Below are 20,406 nucleotides of genomic sequence, written 5' to 3' on the forward strand. Positions count from 1 at the left end.
GCGGCGAGGTGATCCTCCCGGCCGGCAACCAGCGCGACAGCGACTGCGCCGCTCACCCATGGTGGCACTACTGCCGGTCGGCTGACGCCCGCCCACCTCGAAACGAGGCCCCATGGCGCCCGTCGCTCACTACCGCATCCAGAGTCGTCGTTGGAGTTCGAACGAAGCGTGGGAGACTCGTACCGAACCTTGAGAGCTCCTTGAATGCGCTGGTACGGGAGCGGCAGATCCGATGGCGGAGCCAGGCGGCGGAGGCTGGATTGACGGCGGAGTTCGGTGTGCTCGGCGTGGTGGCGGCCCAGGTCAGCGGCCGGTCCGTCGACCTGGGGCATGCCCGGCAACGGTCCGTCCTCGGCGTGCTGCTCGTGGAGGCCGGCCGCCCGGTTCCGGTCGACCAGCTCATCGACAGGGTGTGGGGAGAGAGCGTCCCCCAGCGGGTGACCAACGCGCTCTACAGCTACATTTCCCGACTGCGCCGTGCGCTCGCCGACGCCCCGACGGTGGCGATCCAGCGACAGCCGGGCGGTTACCGGGTGACCGCCGATCCCCAGACGGTGGACCTGCACCGGTTCCGTCGACTCGTCGCCCAGGCCCGCAACGAGGCATTGGACCAGCGGGCCACCGAGCAGTACGCGCAGGCGCTCGGCCTGTGGCGCGGCGAGCCCCTGGCTGGCCTCGAATCCCCATGGCTGACCTCGATGCGACATGTGCTGCTCCGCGAGCGGTTCGCCGCTGAGCTGGACCGCAACGACGTCCTGCTCCGACTGGGCCGGCACGCCGAGCTGCTCCCGGACCTCGCCGCCGCCGTCACCGACCATCCGCTGGACGAGCGCCTGGCCGAACAGTCGATGCTCGCTCTCTACCGGTGCGGTCGCCAGGCTGACGCCGACGAGCAGTATCGGCGGATTCGCCGTTGCCTCGCCGACGAGCTCGGCAGCGACCCCGGCCTCGCCCTGCGCAGCCTGCACGAGCGGATCCTCGCCGCCGACCCGGGCCTCATGGCCCCGCCGGCCGGCGCCAACGCCAGCGGGGCGCGGCTCGCCGCCGTCGCCGCCGCAGCGCCCGCGCAGCTCCCGGCCGACGTGCGCGCGTTCACCGGACGGGCCGAGGAGTTGGCGGTCCTGGACCGGCTGCTGCCGACGGCCGGCGGCTCTGACACGACCACGTCGACGGGCACGGCCCCGACGATCGCGCTCCTCTCCGGCACCGCCGGGGTCGGCAAGTCCGCCCTGGCCGTGCGGTGGGCGCACCACGCCCGACCGGCGTTCCCGGACGGGCAGCTGTACGTGGACCTACGCGGCTACGACGCCGAGCAGCCCGTGGCCGCTGCCGATGCGCTGGCGTGGTTCCTGAACTCGCTCGGTATCCGGGGGCCGGAGATTCCGCTGGAGGTCGAGGAGCGGGCGGCCAGGTACCGGTCCGCGTTGGCCGGTCGACAGATGCTCATCCTGCTCGACAACGCGTCCTCGGTGGAGCAGATCCGTCCGCTGCTGCCCGGCAGCGGTTCGTGCCTGGTGCTGATCACCAGCCGGGACTCGCTGCCCGGCATGGTCGCGGTGCACGGGGCTGAACGGGTCAACCTCGATCTGCTGCCGTTGGCCGAGGCGGTCGGGCTGCTACGCCGGTTGATCGGCGCCCGGGTGGACCGCGAGCCGTCCGCCGCCGCCGAACTGGCTGCCGCGTGCGCACGCCTGCCGCTGGCGCTGCGGATCGGCGCCGAGCTGGCCGCGACGCGCACCGACGCCACGCTCGCCGAGCTGGTTGTCGAGCTGGGCGACCACAGCCGGCTCGATCTGCTCGACGCCGGCGGCGATCCGCGCGCTGAGGTCCGCGCCGTCTTCTCCTGGTCGTACCAGAACCTGCCCGCGGACGCGGCGCGGGTGTTCCGGCTGTTCGGGCTACAGCCGGGGGTCGACGCGCACGTCGATGCGGTGGCTGCGCTGACCGGCGTCCGCGCCGCCGAGGCGCGGCGGCTGCTCGGACTGCTGGCCCGGGCCAGCCTCATCAACGCCTGCGGCCCGGGGCGGTACGGCATGCATGACCTGCTACGCGCCTACGCCGGCGAACTCGCCGCCGAGCACGACCCCGCGCCGGACCGGCGGACAGCCCTGACCACCCTTTTCGACCACTACCTGGCCAGATCCGTCGCAGCGATGGCCGCGCTGTACCCGACGCCGACGGCCGAGGTCGGCGACCCCGATGCCGCCCGGCGGTGGATCGCAGCCGAGTGGCCCAATCTGGCCGCCATCTGCCTTCACGGCGCCGCCCACGGCTGGCGCCGGCACGCCATCGCGCTCGCCGAGACCCTCTTCCGCTACCTCGACGAGGGCGGCCCGGTCGCGGAGGCGGTGACCGTCACCAGCGCAGCGGTGACGGCTGCCAGGGCCGAAGGCGACCTGCGCGCGCAGGCCCAGGCGCTGAGCAACCTCGGCCGACTGCACCGACGGCACGGCCAGCTGGACCGGGCGGCCGAGACCTACCGGCAGGCGCTGGCCCGCTACGTGGGCCTCGGCGACCGGGCGGCTGAGGCCGGGGCGCTCCGCAACCTCGGCAGCGTCCGCTGGCGGCAGGGCCACTACCGGCAGGCGGCCGAGCACTACCAGCAGGCGTTAGCGCTGTACCAGGGGGCCGGCGACGAAGCGGGCCAGGCCGACGCGCTGGTCAGGCTGGCTCTGGTCGACGAGCGGCTCGGCGACCAGGAACAGGCGGTGGAGCGGCTCCAGCCGGCCCTCGAACTCTTCGCCCAGCTCGACGATGAGTACAGCGAGGCCTACGTCTTCTCCCTCATCGCCCGGCTGCGCCGCCGGGAGGACCAGCTTGAGCTGTCCGCGGCCCGACTCGAGCTGAGCCTGGCCGCGGTCCGCGAGATGGGCGGCCGCACCGGGGAGGCATACGTCCTGACCGACCTGGCCGCGGTGTACGCGTGCCTGGGCCGGCCCACCGACGCCGCCGGTCACCTGCGGCAGGCCCTGCTGCTGCATCGACGGATCGGCGACCGCGCCAGCGAGGCCGAGGTCCTCAACGACCTCGGCCGCGTCCTCGGCGCGGCGGGTAATCCGGCGGGCGCCCGCGCCCAGCACGCCGAGGCCCTCGCCCTGGCCAGCGAGATCGGTGACCGGTACGAGCTGGCCAGGGCCCACGACGGCATCGCCGCCACGTACGAGAACACCGACGAGCCGGACCTCGCCCGTCCCCACCACGAGCACGCCCGCGAGCTTTTCTCGGCCCTGTCGGTGCCAAACGTGCCGGGCCACGCCGGTCCGGGCGACACCGGGGCCGTGAACCGGCAGCCCACCGACCAGAGCCAGCATGCCCCGTAGCCCCGCCCCGGACGGTCAGGCCCGGAGCACGCCGTCCACCCACAGCACGGTCACCGGGCGGCCGCAGGAGCGGGCGTACGCGACAACGTCCGCGGTGCCGCCCTGGCCGCGGGCTGGCTGGCCGTCCCAGACGGCGAGGAGGTGGTCGCATCGGTCGACCAACACCTGGCCGGCCGTCAGAAACGCCTGCCCGTCAGGCTTCGAGGACGGCAGCGTGATCACGGTCGCGGCCGCGCGACGCAGCTCCTCAAGCCGGGCGCGGCCGCCGTCGCTGCTCAGCGAGCTGGCGTAGCCGGCGGACGGCAGGATCGCCTCCAGGGCGCCGCCGACAGCCAGGACGTGCGCGGCGAACAACTGATCGGCGCCCTCGGCGAGGCTGGATACCCCGTACAGCTGCGGACCCGTCGGTAATTCCCTGCGCCAATGCTCCATCGCGTGGTCCACAATCCTTAGTGGGAGGACCCGATGACCTGTGATGCCGAATCGCACTGTAACCCCCGTACAACGTCACGAAACTCTTGAAACACGATATTCCCGTCGCCGTCCGGGGCAATGGTCCCACCACTATTCGGGTTGGTGACGGTGTGGAGAATCGGTTGACCGACCATACCGACTTCGGAGGCCGTGGCATGACCTTCAATGGGTTCATTTCGTACAGTCATGCCGCCGATGGGCGGTTGGCGCCCGCGCTACAACGTGGTCTACACCGGTTAGCGAAACCCTGGCATCGACGCCGCGCGTTGTGGATCTTCCGGGATCAGACCGGGTTGGCGGTGACCCCGGGCCTGTGGTCATCCATCCAGAACGCTCTAGACAACTCCGACCACTTCGTGTTGTTGGCCTCACCAGCGGCGGCCCGCTCACAGTGGGTGAACCGGGAGATCGAACACTGGGTAGCCACCAAACCCCACAACAGGATCCTGCCGGTAGTCACCGACGGGCACTGGCAATGGGACCCCACCCGGGCCGACTTCGCCGACGACTGCACCGCCGTGCCCGCCGCCCTACGTGGGGTGTTCGTCGAAGAGCCGCTGTTCCTGGACCTACGGTGGGCCCGCCAGGAACAGCAGCTGAGCCTGCGCCACCCCAGGTTCAGGGACGCGGTCGCCCAACTGGCCGCCCCGATGCACGGAGTCAGCAAAGACGACCTCGAAGGCGAAGACGTACACCAACAACGACGCGCCCGACGCCTACGGTCGGTAGCCGTCGCCGGCTTGCTGTTCCTGTCAGCGCTCGCCTCCCTAGCCGGCCTGCTGGCCGACCGCAACGCCGACCGGGCCGACCTCAACGCCCAGGAAGCCCAACGGCAGCAACACGCCGCCTCCCAGGAACGCGACAGCGCCGAACGCTTCGCCCAGGAAGCACAAGCCCAACAACACCACGCCCGAACCCAGGAAACCAAAGCCAGGAACGCCGCCGCCGAAACCCAACGCCAGGAACAACTCGCCCGCACCCAACAAACACTCGCCACACAAGCCGCAGCCGAAGCCACCCGCCAACAAGCCAACGCCCGACGCCAGCAAACCATCGCCACCCAAGCCGCAACCCAAGCACACAGACAACAACAACTCGCCACCAAAGCAACCACCGAAGCCCGCCGCCAAGAACACCTCGCCAGACAACACCAACAACGAGCCGAGAAAGCGCGGGAACAGCAACGGCTCGCCGAACAGCAGCATCGCCTGGCGATCAGCCGGCGGCTGATCGGCCAGGCCAAGGCCGCCGCCGTCCAGGACCCCAGAATGGCGCTCATGCTCGGCCTGGCCGCCCAGAAAATCCAACCCGACGCCCAAACCCGGAGCGAACTGGTCGGCGTCATGACCTCCACGCACTACACCCGCACCCTCAGCGGAGCCTACGGATTCGCGTACGGCAAGAACGGTATTGTGGCGGTCTGCGACAGCCGCATGCGCGCCACCTTGTGGGACATGACCGACCCGGCCAAACCGGTCCGACTCCCCCGTCTCGACAGCGAGTGCCGGGCGGCCGGTTCCCTGACCTTCAGACCTGACGGGCGTATTCTCGTCGTTATCACCGACGGCGGACCCGTGCTCTGGAACGTGTCCGTTCCGCGCAGCCCGGTCCGCCTCGCCCCGCTATCCGAAGGTAGCGAGGTCTGGCAGGCCATGTTCAGCCCTGATGGGCGCACCTTGGCCACGATCACCGCGGATTTCAAGGCGACCCTGTGGGACGTAGCCAACCCGAGTCAACCGATGCGTCTCGCCACGCCCGCGCTCGATGGTGCCACTGTGGAACACTTCGTGTTCAGCCCTGATGGACGGACAGCGGTGACGCAAGGCCTTGGGACGATTCAGGTTTGGAGGATCACTGATCAGCGGGGTCTGGTCCGTCTCAAGACACCGGAGATTGCGGCTCAAGCGGTGGCCTTCAGCCCAACCGAAACCATCCTGGCCGCCGGGGAAGGGGACGGAGCGATGACCGTCTGGGACTTGACCAACCCAGCACAGCCGCAGCGGCGCGCCAATCTGACAGGCGCCGCCGAAGCCATCCGATCAGTCGCGTTCAGCCCCGACGGCCGGTTCGTGGCCGGCGGTGGTGTAGAAGGAGCCGTCATGCTGTGGGACACAGCCGACCCTTCGCAACGACGGCGACTTACGACCGGGCACGGTACATCTGTCGATTCCTTGGCGTTCAGCCCCGATGGTCGGAACTTGGGCACTCAGGACAGCTATGGAACGGTGACGATGTGGAACGTGGGCGGACTTCGTGGCACCCCCCAATCGCTCAGCGAGCTCACCGGCGGTTCCAGCAAGGTGTGGGCGGCGGCCTACAGCGCCGACGGACGCTGGTTGATCACAGCCGACGCTAAGGGGTGGGTGACATTCTGGGACGTCACCAACCCAACCCGACCCGTTCGCGACGCGATATCGCCCACCACCAACACCCCGATCACCTCAGTTGCGTTAAGCCAGGACGGACAGCGCCTGGCCAGCGGAAACTCAGCCGGAGAGATCATGCTGTGGGATTTGAGCGACCGGGCACGCCCCAAGCAGCTCGCCACGTTCAGAGGGTTCCTCGGGCGGGTGGTGAAGCTCGCGTTCAGCCTCGACCGAAGAACCCTCGCCATCGGCGACGAGGGCGGCCAGAGGGTAGGGCTGTGGGAGTTGAGTGGCGCCTCCACCCCTCGCCGGCTCGCCCCCTTGGCCGGCTACACCGGGCAGTTGAAATCGGTGGCATTCAGCCCTGACGGACGCACCTTGGCAACGATGAACCTCGTCGGCACAGCGACTCTGTGGGACGTCGCCGATCGGTCCAGACCCGTCCGGCTCGCCACCCTGGTTCGCTGCAGCATCTGGGGAAAGTTGGTGGCGTTCAGTCATGACGGGCGCACCCTGGTGACAGGGTCCTCAGGTCACATCTTAGTTCTCTGGGACATCACCAACCGCGCCAAGCCGATCCGACTGGCCAGCGTCAACCACAGCAAGCTCCAGACCGACGCAGTCGCGTTCAGCCCCGACGGACGCACGCTGGCAGCTGGCGGGGATAACCGGATTGGGCGCCCCGATGTCGCGCTCTGGGACTACACGGAGTTGAACGGCCTACGCGCCGACCCCACCAGGCAGGCATGTGCAGCGACGAGCCGTGGCCTCACCCCCGCCGAGTGGGCTTTCCACATTCCGGAACTCACCCACCAACCGACCTGCGGCCACTGACTGGTCCGTCTGCGGGCTAACCACCACAGGCCCGGCGTTTTCGGACTGCCACCAATGGGCATCAGGGCACGAGGGGCGGAGTGGCGAGGCTAGCCAGGAGGTGCGGCGTGGGGCTTGAAGCGCACCGAGACCGCAGGTTCCGACATCGCGAGCGCCGGGCGCAGCTCGTCGGCATCTGGCTGGTAGCGGCGCTCCTGGTGGCAGGCGTCCTGGGCCTGTTCGGGGCCACCGGGCCGCTGAGCGCCCGCGTCGTCGGCTCCGCTGACCGAATGCTCTCCGTGGAGTATCAGCGATTCCCGCATCAGCACGCTGAGACGTCGATCCGGGTGACAGTCCCGGACGAGGCGGTCCGTTCAGATCGGACGGCCGTCGGTTTGAGCGCGTCGTGGATGGACGCGACGCAGGTGTCATCCGTCAGCCCGGAGGCGGTGGAGCAGATCGTCGGCGCCGACGGCATCTGGCTGGCTCTGGCGACCACGCCCGGCGCGTCGCTCACCCTGACCATCAACTACCGCCCGACGGACGCTGGATCGCGGCCCGGATGGGTCCAGGTCGGGACTTCCCGGGCAGCGTTTCACCAGTTCGTGTATCTGTGACGAGGGGGTGCCGCAATGGACGCTGTGCTGCGGGCAGTGGTGGTCTTCGGCATCCTGCTGGTCGTCTTCCGGATCTTCGGAAAGCGGACGCTCGCCGAAATGTCGCCGTTCGACTTCGTGCTCATCCTGGTGGTCAGCGAGGCCACCCAGCAGGCCCTCCTCGGCGAGGACTTCTCGATCACCCAGGCCGCCCTGGTCGTCGCCACGCTGGTCTTTCTCGACAAGGCTCTCGACTACCTGTCCTGGCGGTTCGCCTGGTTCCGGGCCGTCGCCGAGAGCCGTCCGGAGATCATGATGTGGGACGGCGAGCTGGACCGGGACGCGATGCGCGCCGCCCGGGTCACCGACGAGGAGATCCTTCAGGCGGCGCGCAGGACGCAGGGTCTGGAGCGGATGGAACAGATCAAGCATGTGGTGCTAGAGACCTCCGGCGGTCTCAGCGTCATCCCCCGCGGTTAGCCGGGATGGGTCTCCCCGCCGACGGGCGCCAGCACCTCGCCGCTGTAGTACGACGACATCCGCTCCGCGGCGAAGAACACGTACGACGGAGCGATCTCATCCGGCTGGGCGGCCCGTCCCATCGGGGCCTGCTCGCCGAACGAGGCCACCTTGTCGGCCTCGAAGGTGGCCGGGATCAGCGGCGTCCAGACCGGGCCGGGCGCGACGCAGTTGACCCGGATTCCCTTGTCGACCAGGGACTGGGCCAACGAGAAGGTGAGGACGTGCACGGCGCCCTTGGTGGCCGAGTAGTCGATGAGGTGGGCGTTGCCTCGGATGCCGTTCACCGACCCGGTGTTGATGATCGCGTCGCCGCGGCCCAGGTGCGGCAGGGCCGCCTTCGTCACATGGAAGTAGCTGCCGACGTTGACGGCGAAGGTGTGCTCCCACTGTTTGCCGGAGATCTCCTCCAGCTGCTGCGCCGGCTGCTGGTAGGCGACGTTGTTGACCAGGACGTTGAGCCCGCCCAGCTCGGCGACGGTCCGCTCCACCACCTCGGCGCAGTGGTGCTCCTCGGCCAGGTTCCCCGGCAGCAGCAGGCAGCGCCGGCCCTGGGCTTCCACGAGGTCGGCGGTGTGCCGGGCGTCGTCGTGTTCTGACAGGTACGCGATCGCGACGTCGGCGCCTTCCTTGGCGAAGGCCACAGCGACCGCACGGCCGATCCCGGAGTCGCCTCCGGTGATCAGCGCGATCTTGCCTTTCAACAGGTCTCGACCCTGATAGTCGGCCATCTCGTCACGGGGCTTCGGAGTCATCGCATCAGTGCGGCCCGGGTACTCCTGCGTCTGGGGCGGTTGCTCGCTCTGCTCAGTCATGGCCTGGCCGTTACCCTGCTGCCACCCCGACAAACCCATCGCCTGGGCTGACCTGCCGGATCGGGCGTCACGCGACGACCTGGTCCAGCGGGCGGCCGTGGAACCGTGGTCCAGCGAGCGCCGTCAGCACACTCTCGATCCAGCCGGGGCCGGGGGCGCCGTCGCCATCGTGCCTGAGCACGCCCAGAGCGACATCGCCGCCGTTGGGTAGGTGGGCAGCCGCCAGCAGCAGCTCGCCGGCGCCTGCGACGGCGATCGGCTTGCCGTGCTTGTACGCCTCGGCGACGAAGTGGACCGCGTGGCCATCCGCGGCGAGATCCGGCACGCCCTTGCCCCCCGGCAGCACCACCGCGTCGTACAGGACCGAAGCCGTGGTGAACAGCGCCCGGGTGGCCGGCAGCTCACCGCCGCCGGCGACCGCGACCGGCCCGTCCACCGGGGCGAGCAGCTCGACTACGGCTTGCTGGCCGTGCAACGCCTCGGTGAGCGGGGCCAGGAACGCGGCGTCGACCCCGTCCGCCGCCAGGACGGCGATCCGCATGCCCGCGATGCCGCTGCCGGTCAGGGCAGTCTGGCTCAGCCGCGGGGAGATCCGGGGCTTGTCCGTCTTCGTCGCCGCGGGGGCGGGCACGCCGATTCCGGCCGCGACCTGGGCCGCCAACTGGTGGTCAATCTTGTTGAGCTGTTCGACTGTCCGGGACCGGATCTCGGGCCGGACGACCTTGCCCAGCTCGAACCGGTACGCGGCGACGATGTGCTCGCGCTCCCACGGGGACATGCTGTGCAGGAACATCCGGGCCTGGGTGTGGTGGTCGCCGAAGCTCTCCGGACGTTTGCGCAGCTTGGGGCCCTCGACCGGCTCGGGGAAGTGCCGGTAGGCGTTCGCGCCGTCGGCCAGGACCGGGCAGCCGCCGGAGATCGAATTCGGGTGGTAGTTGGCCTGGGCGGCCGGGACGCTGACGTTGTGGAAGCCGTCCTGCTGGTGGTTGTTCACCTCGGCCAGCGGGCGGTTGATCGGGATCTGGGCGAAGTTCGGGCCGCCGAGCCGGGTGAGCTGGGTGTCCAGGTAGGAGAAGAGTCGGGCCTGGAGCATCGGATCGTCGGTGAACCCGATGCCCGGGACGACGTTCTGGACGCAGAACGCCACCTGTTCCGTCTCGGCGAAGAAGTTGGTGGGGTTGCGGTCAAGCACCATCCGGCCAACGGCGGTGACCGGGACCAGCTCCTCAGGGACGATCTTGGTGGCGTCGAGCAGGTCCAGCTCGGGGGCCTCGGTGGCGAGCCGGGCCACGTCCGCCTCAGTGATGAGTTGCAGGCCCAGCTCGTACTCGGGGAAGATCCCAGCCTCGATCGACTCCCACAGGTCGCGCCGGTTGAAGTCGGGGTCCTTGCCGGCGATCTTCTGGGCCTCGTCCCACACCAGGGACCGCACGCCGCGCCTGGGCGTCCAGTGGAACTTCACCAGGGTCGACTCGCCGGCGGCGTTGACTAGCCGGAAGGTGTGCACGCCGAAGCCCTGCATGGTGGCGTAGGAGCGGGGCAGGGCGCGGTCGGACATCAGCCACATGACGTGGTGCATCGTTTCGGGCTGCAACGAGACGAAGTCCCAGAACGAGTCGTGCGCCGACGCGCCGGTCGGCATCTCGTGATGGGGCTCCGGTTTCACCGCGTGCACGACGTCCGGGAACTTGATGCCGTCCTGGATGAAGAAGACCGGCATGTTGTTGCCGACCAGGTCGAAGTTGCCGGCCCGGGTGTAGAACTTGGTGGCGAAACCGCGCACGTCCCGGACGGTGTCGGCGGAGCCGCGCGAGCCCTGCACGGTGGAGAACCGGACGAACACCGGGGTCCTGGCGGCTGGGTCGCAGAGGAAGTCGGCGCTGGTGTAGCGCGCCAGGGACTCGTACACCTGGAAGTAGCCGTGAGCGCCAGAGCCGCGGGCGTGCACCACCCGCTCGGGGATCCGCTCGTGATCAAAGCGGGTGAGCTTCTCGCGCAGGTGGAAGTCCTCCAACAGGGACGGACCCCGCTCGCCCACGGTCAGCGAGTTGTCGGTGTCGTCGACCAGGACGCCCTGGTCGGTGGTCAGCGCGGATCCGCCGTTGTCGACGCCGTGCGCGGCGAGCTGACGGTCCTTGTCGGTGCCCGGACGCTGGGCGGAGTCATGGGTCATGACGGGCCTTTCGGTCGCTACGGCATGGCCGGTGGCCAGGCGCGCCGGCCCGGGCCACCGTCATCTGCGTTACCCGCGCCGGCCCGGGCTAACCGTCAGCCGACCACCTCGCCGGGGGTGGGTTCGGAGGAGCGGGCGTAGACGCGGCGGTGCGCGGCCCCGATCAGCCCCTGGTAGGCCAGGCCCAGACCCGGCCGGGCCCGCAGCAGCGCCGCCCGGGCGGCGTTGGCGCCCGGCGCCCCGTGCACCCCGCCGCCGGGATGGGCGGAGGCGCTGGCCAGGAACAGCCCGTCCACGACGGTGTCGGCGCGGCCGAGGCCGGGCGTCGGGCGCAGGAACAGCTGCTGGTACGCCGCCGCGGTGCCGCCGCCCAGCGCCCCGCCGACCAGGCTCGGGTTCTGCGCCTCCAGATCCGCCGGCCCGGCCACGTGCCGGCCCACGACCAGCTGCCGGAAGCCCGGCGCGTGCCGCTCCAACGCCTGCTCCATCAGCTCCACATGGCCGGCGATCTCCTCCGCCCGCCACCGGCGACGGAACGGCAGGTGGGTGTATGCCCACAGCGACTCGGTCCCCGGCGGCGAGTGCGCCGGCTCCGCCACCGACATCTGACCGACCAGCAGGAACGGCTGCGATGGCAGGTCGCCGGCGGCCAGCTCGCCGGCGTACCGGGCCAGCCCGCCGACGTCCGCGCCCAGGTGCACGGTGCCCGCGCCGGCCGCCGCCGGGTTGCGCCAGGGCACCGGCGCCGACAACGCCCAGTCGACCTTCACGGTGCTGCCGTCCCAGCGGAAGTGCCGCAGGTCCTGGACGAGCCGCGGCGGCAGCGCATCCTCCCCCACCAGGTCCAGGTAGAGAGCGGGCGCCGGCACGTCGGCCATGACCGCCCGCCGGGCCCGCCAGGCCCGACCGTCGGCGGTGATAACGCCCAACGCACGACCGTGCGACACCGGGACCCGCACCGCCCGGGCGTCGTAGACGATCTGTCCGCCGCGCTCGCGCAGCCGGGCCACCAGGGCGTCGGTGATGGACTGGGCCCCGCCGGCCGGCACCGGCCAGCCGATCTGCTGGCCCAGCATCGCCAGCAGCCAGCCGTAGGCGCCCGAGGCGGCCTCGTCCGGGGACAGATCGGTGTGCAGGGCGCAGCCGGCCAGCAGCGCCTGACCGCCGTCGCCGGCGAACAGCTCCTGGCCCAGCTTGCGCGCCGGCAGCAGCAGGCTGCGGGCCAGCCGCAGCGCCCCGCCGACGCCGGTGCGGCGCAGCAGCCCCACGGCGTGCCGCACCGGCGGGAACGGGGTCAGCAGCAGCGGCACGAACCGATCGGCGACCCGGGTCCACTGCTCGTACGCGGTCCGCCAGCGCTCGCCGTCGCCGTCGGCGAACGCCTCCAACGACGCGGCAGTCCGCTCCACTTCGCGGTTCAGCACCGCGACCCGGTCGTCCGGCAGGAGGTGCGCCACCACGTCCGGGGCGTGCCGCCAGCTGAGGCCGTGCCGGTCCAGGCTCAGCGCCCGCAGCGCCGGCGAGGCGTAGCCCAGGGGGTAGAACGAGCTGTACAGGTCCGACAGGTACCCGGGCGCGGTGACCTCGGCGGACCGCACCGCCCCGCCCGGCAGCCCGGTGGCTTCCAGCACCACCACCTCCCAGCCCGCGTCGGCCAGCAGGTTCGCCGCCACCAGACCGTTGTGCCCCGCTCCGATCACCACCGCGTCCACCGCGTCACCTCCACCGGCGTTCCTACCCCGCCGGCCCGGCCGTACCCGCCGAGCGGCCAACCTGAATTCCAACGGCCCGACCAACGGACGGGGTAGCCGCGCCGGGACGGGGTAGTAGCGGTCCATGCGACCTGTGGTGGTGGTGACCGGCGCCTCGGCCGGAGTGGGACTGGCGACCTCGTTGGCGTTCGCCCGCAGAGGTTGGGCGGTGACGCTGGCGGCCCGCGACCCCGCCCCGCTGGCGGTGGCGGCCCGACGATGCGGGCCGACAGCGCTGGTCGTGCCCACCGACGTCGCCAGCGAGACGGCCGTGAACGAGCTGGCCGACGCGGTGATGACCCGGTACGGCCGGATGGATGCCTGGATCAACAACGCGGCCGTTGCCTCGTTCGGCCCGGTCGAGGCGACACCGGTGAGCGAGGTCCGGGCGATCCTGGAGACAAACGTGATCGGCTACCTGAACGGGGTGCGCGCCGCGCTGCCGTGCCTGCGCCTGAGCGGCGGCGGTGTGATCGTCAACGTCTCGTCCGCGGTCGGCGCGATCGGGCACCCCAGCGGCATGGGTTACGCGATGAGCAAGTTCGCAGTTCGTGGTCTGGCGCGCAGCCTCCGGCAGGAGCTGCTGCTGGCCGGCGAGGACAACATCAAGGTATGCACGGTGCTGCCGTCAAGCGTGGACACCCCGCTGTACGGCAACGCGGCCAACTACTCCGGGCTACGGCTGCGGCCCATTCCACCGGCCTACCCGGCTGAGCGGGTCGCCCGGGCGATCCTGCGGATGGTCGGCCATCCGCGCCGGGAGGTGTACGTCGGAGCGGCGGGACGGCTGACGGCGGGGGCGTACCCGTGGGCGCCGGGGCTGATCGACCGCCTCTACGCCAAGATGGTGGCCCGCACCCAGCTGGGCCCCGAGCCGGCCCCGCCCACCAGTGGGAACCTACGCCGCCCCTGGCACAGCGAGCTTCCCGCGAAGCTGATCCGCTCGGCAGCCGAGCTGATGCCGGTGTGAACGGCGGCCGGAACGTTTTCGGCCCTCGGGGCCCGGGTACCCCACCGACATGACACGCGAAAGCACCAAACACGGACCCCGGCTCGATGACGAGATGACCAAGGAGACCGAGGGCTACGTCCGCGGCGCTCCCACCGGCGGACGGGCCCAGGAATGGCGTCATCCGGAGCCGCCGGGAGAGGACCAGCCAGATGTGACTGCCTTTCCGGAGGGCCCCCGGCCCGGTGGCGCCAGCGGCGGCCTGACCGCCGAGGAGCTGGAGCGGCGTTCGCAGTTCGGCACCTACATCCGGCGTTCGATCCTGCCCGCGGACGCCGTGGCGTTGCGCGCCGACGCGCGGGACAACGAGGCGCCCGACTGGGTCCTCACCGAGCTGGACCGGCTACCGGAGGGCCAGCCCTTCGCCACCATCAGTGACGTTTGGGTGGCCCTGGGGCACCACGCCGAGACCCGCACCTGAGGGGCCCGGTCGCCGGTCAGCTGGAGGTGGGCACGTCCGCGTAGCGCAGCACCACGGCCAGCGGCGCGCCGCCGGGCGCGTCGTCTTGGTCGAGCATGACCAGTTGCGCGTCCGTGCCCGCCATTGCCCGCGCCAGCGCTGCGTCGGCCCGGTCCCGCTGCGGATTCTCCACTCCCATCGCGGTGAGGTCCTCGGCGCTCAGTGCCAGGTGGGTGGCCTCCGGACCGATCCAGATCGGCTCGGCCAGAAGGTGTGGCGCGGCCGAGAGCACGGTCTCCGCCTGGCCCCGTTGCAGGGCGGCGACCACCGCCGGCAGGCCGGTGCCCTCAAGCTCCGGTTGGCCAAGCTGGACGCCGAACCGGTCCAACACCTGGTCGGTGTGCCGGCGGGCAGCGTCGGTGATCGCGGCGGCGGTGGCCTCGTCGATCGCCTCCGGGTCCGCGCCCGGCGCCCGGGAGCCGGCCTCGGTGCGCACCACCCGGCCCTGCCAGTAGGCCGGCAGCTGCTCCATGAACTGCTGAACGGCGCGCACGTCCCCGCCGACCACCAGGATCTCCGCCCCGATCTCCCGACCGAGGGCGTCCGCGGCGGCGGCCACGTCGCCGGCGTTACGCTGCCAGGTCACCTCCGCCGCCTGCTGGTAGCGGCGACTGGACCAGCCCCCAGGCTTGACCTTGCGGATCGGGAAGTCCTCCTGCCCGATCACCTCGTCCCGGCGGGCCACCCCGCCTGTTGAAACGCCCTCCAGGTCCGCGCCGGTGCGGTCCGCGACCACCCGGAGCCAGGAGATCTCCTCGCCGCGCGCCGCCAACAGCGGCATGACGTCCGGAAGCGGGGCCCACCGTGCGGAGTCAGCGGGCGGCGGCGCCGGCAGCGTCTCGTCCATGACGACGAGGCCGTCGCTGGCGAACACGACCAGCCCGTGGCGGCCCGGCGTAGGCTCGCGGCCCAGGATCGCGTCGTCGAGCGCCGCCACCGTGCCCGGGTCGGCCCCGTCGCTCACCAGCTGCTCGCGCAGCCTGCGCCAGCGCAGCTCCCGCTCCGCGGGCGCGGTCGGCACGTCGGCGGTGATGTCCAGGTACGCCGAGGCCCACGGCCCCGGGCGGTCGTAGAGCGGGCGCAGAAAAGACAGATCCATCGTCAACACCTCGACGGGTCGCAGGGCCAGGTACCCGCGTCGGCTACCCCGAAGCCGCCGGGCTAACCGGGTTCCAGCGCCGGGGATCCTGCTCACCGGGCCCCCTCCGCTTCCGTCGGCTGCGTCGGGAACGAGGTACTACAGCGTCAGCTCTGCTCCGGCGGCTCCGCGGCCCGCTGGGCAGCCGTGTATGCGAACTGGAGGAAGTCCGAGCCGGTGACTGCTGCCGCGCCCGTCATCACCATGCGGGTCGCCCGCGGCGCCAGCACCAACCCGCCGGCCAGCGCCGTGCACACCCAGACGCCCAGGCAGAACGGGCAGGTCAGCAGCTCGCCGACGGCGTGCCGGACTACCTGGTGATCGCGGACCTCCTCCATCACCTCGCCGTGGCCGATCGGTTCCTTGAACCGGGTGAACGGCGCCCGCAGCGGGCTGGTCACCGAATCCTTGGCGATGAGGCGCGCGAGCTTGTGGGTGGCGACTGTCAGCAGGGCCAGGTCCGCCGGCCCCACCCGGTCGGGGAGTCGCCGCCCGGTGAGGCGGGCCGCGCCTGCCAGCGCCGCCAGCAGGACGCCGTAGCCGGCGAGTTCGGCCACGTAGCCGCCCAACGGGCGGCGTTCGGTCGGGGCGTATTCGGCGCTCAACTTCCTGAGCCGCTGGGAGAAACGCCGGGTCAAGGTTCCAGTAGTCATCGGCGTGTCAGCTCAGGTCGTCACGCGAGGTGGGGCGACTGGAGATCGCGTCGCGCACCCGGTCGATCAGCCCGGCGCCCGGTGCCAACAGCATGTTCCAGGGGGGCGTGTCCGGCGCGGAAGGGTGTGGCCGAGTAGGGGCGGACGTTTTGGCCATCTCCGCCGCGCCGGCCAGCCGTCCGAGCTGTTGATGCGAGCACGCTTCCCGCAACCGGGGAAAGAGCGTCCTCTCCTCGTCCCGAACGTGCTCGCGGACGGTCGCCATCAGCTCAGCAAGAAGCTGTTCGAACTCCACGTGCTCGGGTTCCATCGACTCCAGGCGCTTCATCAGGCGCTCCATCTCGGCGTGCTCGCCCAGCTCCCGGTCGGCGAGCGCCTCGCCGTCGGAGAACACCTCCCGGGCCGTCGGGTACAGGTACTCCTCCTCGGCGACCGCGTGCCGCACCAGCTCGGCAATCGCCACGTCCAGCAATCGGCGCCGATCCTGCGGACTGCGACCGACCGCCTCGATGTCCGCGAACAGCGACTCCACCTCGGCGTGGTCTGCGGTGAGAATGTCCACCAGATCGCGGTCGGTGGTTGGACCTTCGGTGCCACCGAACATAACTGCCTCCTCGGTCGCCGGAATCATTCCAGCCGCCGGGTTACCCGTCGGGGCACCGGAGAAACCGCCGCCCGGAGGGCTGGCGATCGGCGGGAAGTTTGTGAAACACCGTCCAAGGGCGGGCCAGGTGGTCAGGACCTGGGCGCGGTGGCGGTGGCCGGGGCGTCGAGCTGGTCGCGGGCGGCCCTGCCCAACGCCGCCGGGCGGCGCTCGACGATGTCGGCCAGCCGGCGCAGCCCCTCGACGTTGCGCCGGTGCATCACCAAGTCGTTGATCTTGTTCTGGACCCACTGCAACGGCCCGGCGACGAAGTGTTCGCTGATGACCACCAGGGTCCGGCCGTCGGGGAGCGGTTCGAGCCGGATCGTCACCGTGGCCTCTCCCATCGGCCACAGTCTCGGCCGAAGCACCAGCTCGGCGTTCGGGACCGCGGACTCGCAGACGGTGCTGTCGTGCAACGACAGCGGCCACGGGCCGGCCTTGTGGTAGATCTTGGCGCCCGGCGCCGGCCAGTGCCGGTCCACGCCCCGGATGTGGGCGGTGCCGACGACCCAGTCGCTGTAGGTCCAGCCGTCGGCGAGCACCGCGTAGACCTGCTCCGGCGAGGCGTCGATGATGCGGTTGGTGATGGCCATGGCCGTGTTCTACCCGCAGCACGGCAGGCGTAACGCCGCCGTGGCAACGGAATCGCTCGGCTATGGCTGAAGGAGCACCTTGACGGTGCCGTCGGTCTTCTTCTGGAACGCCTCGTACGCGTCGGCGGCCCGTTCCAGCGGAATCCGGTGGGTGGCGAAGTCCTCGACGCCCAGCGGGTCGGCGTCGGTCAGCAGGGGCAAAATCTCGGGGACCCACCGCCGGACGTTCGCCTGCCCCATCCGGATCTGGACCTGCTTGTCGAACAGAGTGAGCATCGGCAGGGGGTCGCTCTGGCCCCCGTAGACACCCGAGATCGAGATGGTGCCGCCGCGCCGGACGGACGCGATGGCCAGGTGCAGCGCGGCCAGCCGGTCCACCCCGGTGGTCTTCATGAGCGGCTGCGCCACCGCGTCGGGAAGCAGGTTGGTCGCCTTCTGGGCGAGGCTCCCGGCTGGCGATCCGTGCGCCTCCATGCCGACCGCGTCGACCACGGCGTCGGGGCCGCGTCCGCCGGTCAGCTCGCGTAGGGCCGCCGACACGTCGTCGTGCTCGGAGAGGTCGACGACCGTGATCCCCCGAGCCCGGACGCGGGCCAGGCGCTCGGGCACCAGATCAACCCCGATCACCCGGACCCCGCGGTGGTGGGCGATCCGGGCGGCCATGTCACCGATCGGGCCCAGGCCCAGCACCGCGAGCGTGCCCTCGGGCGGGACGTCAGCGTAGGCGACCGCCTGCCAGGCCGTGGGCAGGACGTCGGACAGGTAGACGTACCGGTCGTCCGGGCCCTCCCTTGGCACCTTGATCGGGTTGTAGCCGGCGTGCATGACCCGCAGGTACTCGGCCTGGCCGCCCGGGACTTCCCCGTAGAGCTTGGTGTATCCGTACAGGGCGGCGCCCATGCCGTGCTCGCGGACCTGGGTGGTCTCGCACTGGGTCTGTAGCCCCTGCCCGCACATGAAACAGTCGCCGCAGGCGATCTGGAACGGGATGACCACCCGGTCGCCGGGGCTCAGGTTCCGGACCGCCGCGCCGACCTCGACCACCTGCCCCATCGGTTCGTGGCCGAGGATGTCGCCCTCGGTCATGAACGCCCCGAGCACCTCGTACAGGTGCAGGTCAGAGCCGCAGACGCCCGTCGAGGTGACTTTGATGATCGCGTCGGTGGGCTCCTTCATGATCGGATCCGGGACGGTGTCGACGCGCACGTCCCGCCGGCCGTGCCAGGTGACTGCTCGCATGCCATTCTCCTTCCTCGTCTGGAACCGTGCGCCGATCGCCGGAGGCGCCTTCGGGGGCCGGGATCAGGGCCGGCGGTGAAAGCTCGGCCCGGGCAACGTTGTCCCGCCAACCCGGGCCGAAAACCCGCTGGTGGCGGTCAGGGGCTGACGTTCCTGGCCGACTGGGTCGCCTTCCCGCGGATCTCCCCGGCGGCATCGGCGACATCCTGCTTCGCCGCGGCAGCCGCGTCGGTCGCGGTGGTCGTCACCGCCTCCATCGCCTCCCTGGCCGGCTGCTCCAGGTTGCCCTTGAGGTCCTGGGCGACGTGGGTCAGCTCTTCCCTGAGCTGGCCCGCGTGCTCCTGGGCGACGTCCTTGAGCTGGCCCACAGCGCGCCGCTCGGTCGCGCTGGCCGGGATCAGCGAGGACACCAGCCAGCCGGCGCCGAAGGCGATGAGGCCCACGGCCAACGGATTGCCCTCAGTCTGACGCCGGATGGTCTCAGGCGCGTGCGCCGCGGCCTCGCCAGCCGACCGCATCGCCTCGGACGCCTTGTCGCCGAGCTCGCTGGCTCTGTCTCCGAGGTGGCCGCCGGCGGCGCTCACCGAGCTGCCGGCGCCTTCGGCGGTACCCATGACGTTGTCGCGGATACCGCGCAGCGCCCCGGTGACCCGCTGCTTGCGCTCCTGCACCATGCGGCTCGGGCTGGCTTTGTAAGCCAGCGCATCCACGTCGTAGCTGAGGTTGGCGCGGGTGCGCTCGATGTCACGACGGATCTGGTCCGGTTCGGCGGTCATCAGTTGGCTCCTCGGTTCGGCTTGAGCGCGGCAGGGATCTTCTCCACGGTCTCGGCGGTGCGGGGCAGGCCCTTGAGCTTGCTCAGTTGGGCGCGGCCGCTCACGTACGACAACGCGCCGATGACCCCCCAGATGGTCGCGACGATGAGGCCGGCCCAGCCGCCGCCCGTGACGTCGGACAGGCCCCACCACAGGGCGATGGAGAGGAACAGCAGGACCATGTGCCCAGCGACGCCGGCGGTGGCGAACAGGCCGCTGGCCTTGCCCGCCTTGACCGCGTCCTCTTTGAGTTCCGCCTTGGCCAGCGCCATCTCCTGGCGCACCAGGGTGGACAGGTCGTCGGCCACGTTGCCGAGCATGTCCCCGAAACTGCGCTGGGCGACGTCGCCCAGTCGGCTGGCGGTCGTCGGCGGCGCGTCGTCGATGAACTGGCTCACGACCGGTACCCCCCAGTCGGCTCGCCAATGCTGGAACCGGTGCTGTCGGCCGGGCGCGGGCCGGCGCCTTCGGTCGGGTTGAGGTTGCGGGTCAACCGGCCGGCGGCGACGCCGAGGACCGCGGCGCCCAGCAGGAAGGCGCCGGGTTTACGGCGGGCGTAGTCCTTGACCTCGGCCAGGACCGCCCCGGGCTCGCGGTGCTCCAACCAACCGGCCAGCTCGGTGAGCTTGTCCGACGCCTGTCGGACCAGGTCGGTGGCGGCGCCGCCGGACTCGGCGTTCTGGGTCAATGACTTCAGCTCGTCGCCCATCGCCCGCAGTCCGCCGGCTGCGCGCTGCTGCTGCTGTTGCGCCTGGGCGCTGAGCTGTGATGTGGCCTCGCTGGCGAGGCTGCGTGCCTGCCGGCCCGCCTCTGCTGTCACCTCGCCGGCCTGCTCCTTGACGGCGCCCAGCGCCTGTGCGCCTTCGGCCTTCGCGGTTTCGGTGACCTTGCGGGCCTCGGCGCCGGCGCCGCCGGCCGTCGTTGACGGCCCGGCGCCAGCACCGGGAGAACGTGATGTGACGACCTCCGTCATCGCTGACTCCTCGTCTGCTTGGGATGGTCGCGCAAGTCGCGGCCGACCTCAGA

Annotated in this window: 18 protein-coding genes; 6 read left to right on the forward strand and 12 right to left on the reverse strand. The window is 71.0% G+C overall.

Features of this window, described 5'->3' with window-relative positions; translation table 11 throughout:
* Positions 1-260: 260 nt before the first annotated feature.
* Entirely contained in the window at positions 261-3,320 is a 3,060-nt protein-coding gene (locus ABD287_RS01450; protein WP_344166973.1) for an AfsR/SARP family transcriptional regulator, read from the forward strand.
* 15 nt (positions 3,321-3,335) lie between these two features.
* Here the strand turns inward: ABD287_RS01450 and ABD287_RS01455 are convergent, their stop codons facing one another.
* Positions 3,336-3,752, reverse strand: coding sequence for a hypothetical protein (locus ABD287_RS01455; RefSeq protein WP_344166975.1), 417 nt, complete (start codon positions 3,750-3,752; stop codon positions 3,336-3,338).
* Between the two features lie 197 nt (positions 3,753-3,949).
* On the opposite strand from ABD287_RS01455, the gene ABD287_RS01460 reads away from it, so the two are divergent.
* From ABD287_RS01460 to ABD287_RS01470, 3 genes are all read left to right on the forward strand, one after another.
* Positions 3,950-6,994 carry a TIR domain-containing protein gene (locus ABD287_RS01460; protein ID WP_344166977.1) on the forward strand — a complete coding sequence of 1,015 codons (3,045 nt, stop codon included), beginning with the start codon at positions 3,950-3,952 and terminating at the stop codon, positions 6,992-6,994.
* Between the two features lie 107 nt (positions 6,995-7,101).
* On the forward strand, positions 7,102-7,590 hold the full coding sequence (locus ABD287_RS01465) for a hypothetical protein (RefSeq protein WP_344166979.1): 489 nt from the start codon (positions 7,102-7,104) through the stop codon (positions 7,588-7,590).
* A gap of 15 nt (positions 7,591-7,605) precedes the next feature.
* Complete coding sequence (locus ABD287_RS01470; protein ID WP_344166981.1) at positions 7,606-8,049, forward strand: DUF421 domain-containing protein; 444 nt, start codon at positions 7,606-7,608, stop codon at positions 8,047-8,049.
* Here ABD287_RS01470 and ABD287_RS01475 read toward each other — a convergent pair.
* The 3 genes from ABD287_RS01475 to ABD287_RS01485 all read right to left on the reverse strand — a co-directional run bounded on the left by ABD287_RS01475 (position 8,046) and on the right by ABD287_RS01485 (position 12,788).
* Entirely contained in the window at positions 8,046-8,903 is an 858-nt protein-coding gene (locus ABD287_RS01475; protein WP_344166983.1) for an SDR family oxidoreductase, read from the reverse strand. The two genes, ABD287_RS01470 and ABD287_RS01475, sit on opposite strands and share 4 nt — an antisense overlap.
* 67 nt (positions 8,904-8,970) lie before the next feature.
* Positions 8,971-11,076 carry a catalase gene (locus tag ABD287_RS01480; protein ID WP_344166985.1) on the reverse strand — a complete coding sequence of 702 codons (2,106 nt, stop codon included), beginning with the start codon at positions 11,074-11,076 and terminating at the stop codon, positions 8,971-8,973.
* A 95-nt stretch (positions 11,077-11,171) separates the two neighbouring features.
* Complete coding sequence (locus ABD287_RS01485; RefSeq protein WP_344166987.1) at positions 11,172-12,788, reverse strand: phytoene desaturase family protein; 1,617 nt, start codon at positions 12,786-12,788, stop codon at positions 11,172-11,174.
* 124 nt (positions 12,789-12,912) lie between these two features.
* On the opposite strand from ABD287_RS01485, the gene ABD287_RS01490 reads away from it, so the two are divergent.
* Positions 12,913-13,797: an SDR family NAD(P)-dependent oxidoreductase gene (locus ABD287_RS01490; RefSeq protein ID WP_344166989.1), complete on the forward strand. Its 885-nt coding sequence runs from the start codon at positions 12,913-12,915 to the stop codon at positions 13,795-13,797.
* Positions 13,798-13,846: 49 nt separating this feature from the next.
* Positions 13,847-14,257, forward strand: a complete 411-nt coding sequence (locus ABD287_RS01495; protein WP_344166991.1) for a DUF2795 domain-containing protein — start codon at positions 13,847-13,849, stop codon at positions 14,255-14,257.
* A gap of 16 nt (positions 14,258-14,273) precedes the next feature.
* On the opposite strand, the gene ABD287_RS01500 is transcribed toward ABD287_RS01495, so the two are convergent.
* From ABD287_RS01500 to ABD287_RS01535, 8 genes are all read right to left on the reverse strand, one after another.
* Positions 14,274-15,395, reverse strand: coding sequence for a baeRF2 domain-containing protein (locus tag ABD287_RS01500; RefSeq protein WP_344166993.1), 1,122 nt, complete (start codon positions 15,393-15,395; stop codon positions 14,274-14,276).
* A gap of 146 nt (positions 15,396-15,541) precedes the next feature.
* A complete protein-coding gene (locus tag ABD287_RS01505; protein WP_344166995.1) occupies positions 15,542-16,087 on the reverse strand; it encodes a DUF1360 domain-containing protein in 546 nt (181 codons plus the stop codon).
* Positions 16,088-16,094: 7 nt separating this feature from the next.
* Positions 16,095-16,691 (reverse strand): hemerythrin domain-containing protein, encoded by a 597-nt coding sequence (locus ABD287_RS01510; protein ID WP_344166997.1) that lies wholly within the window; start codon positions 16,689-16,691, stop codon positions 16,095-16,097.
* A 131-nt stretch (positions 16,692-16,822) separates the two neighbouring features.
* Positions 16,823-17,326, reverse strand: a complete 504-nt coding sequence (locus ABD287_RS01515; RefSeq protein ID WP_344166999.1) for an SRPBCC family protein — start codon at positions 17,324-17,326, stop codon at positions 16,823-16,825.
* A 60-nt stretch (positions 17,327-17,386) separates the two neighbouring features.
* Positions 17,387-18,565, reverse strand: coding sequence for a zinc-dependent alcohol dehydrogenase (locus ABD287_RS01520; RefSeq protein WP_344167001.1), 1,179 nt, complete (start codon positions 18,563-18,565; stop codon positions 17,387-17,389).
* Between the two features lie 137 nt (positions 18,566-18,702).
* The gene (locus tag ABD287_RS01525) at positions 18,703-19,341 is read right to left on the reverse strand and encodes a DUF3618 domain-containing protein (protein WP_344167003.1); all 639 of its coding nucleotides are present in this window, start codon (positions 19,339-19,341) and stop codon (positions 18,703-18,705) included.
* Entirely contained in the window at positions 19,341-19,778 is a 438-nt protein-coding gene (locus tag ABD287_RS01530) for a phage holin family protein (protein WP_344167005.1), read from the reverse strand. Before ABD287_RS01530 ends, ABD287_RS01525 begins: the two co-directional genes overlap by 1 nt.
* Positions 19,775-20,353, reverse strand: a complete 579-nt coding sequence (locus tag ABD287_RS01535; RefSeq protein WP_344167007.1) for a hypothetical protein — start codon at positions 20,351-20,353, stop codon at positions 19,775-19,777. The genes ABD287_RS01530 and ABD287_RS01535 overlap by 4 nt, the downstream gene beginning before the upstream one ends.
* Positions 20,354-20,406 lie beyond the last annotated feature (53 nt).

This window comes from Pilimelia columellifera subsp. columellifera, assembly GCF_039532605.1.
In the GTDB taxonomy this organism is placed as follows: Bacteria; Actinomycetota; Actinomycetes; order Mycobacteriales; family Micromonosporaceae; genus Pilimelia; species Pilimelia columellifera.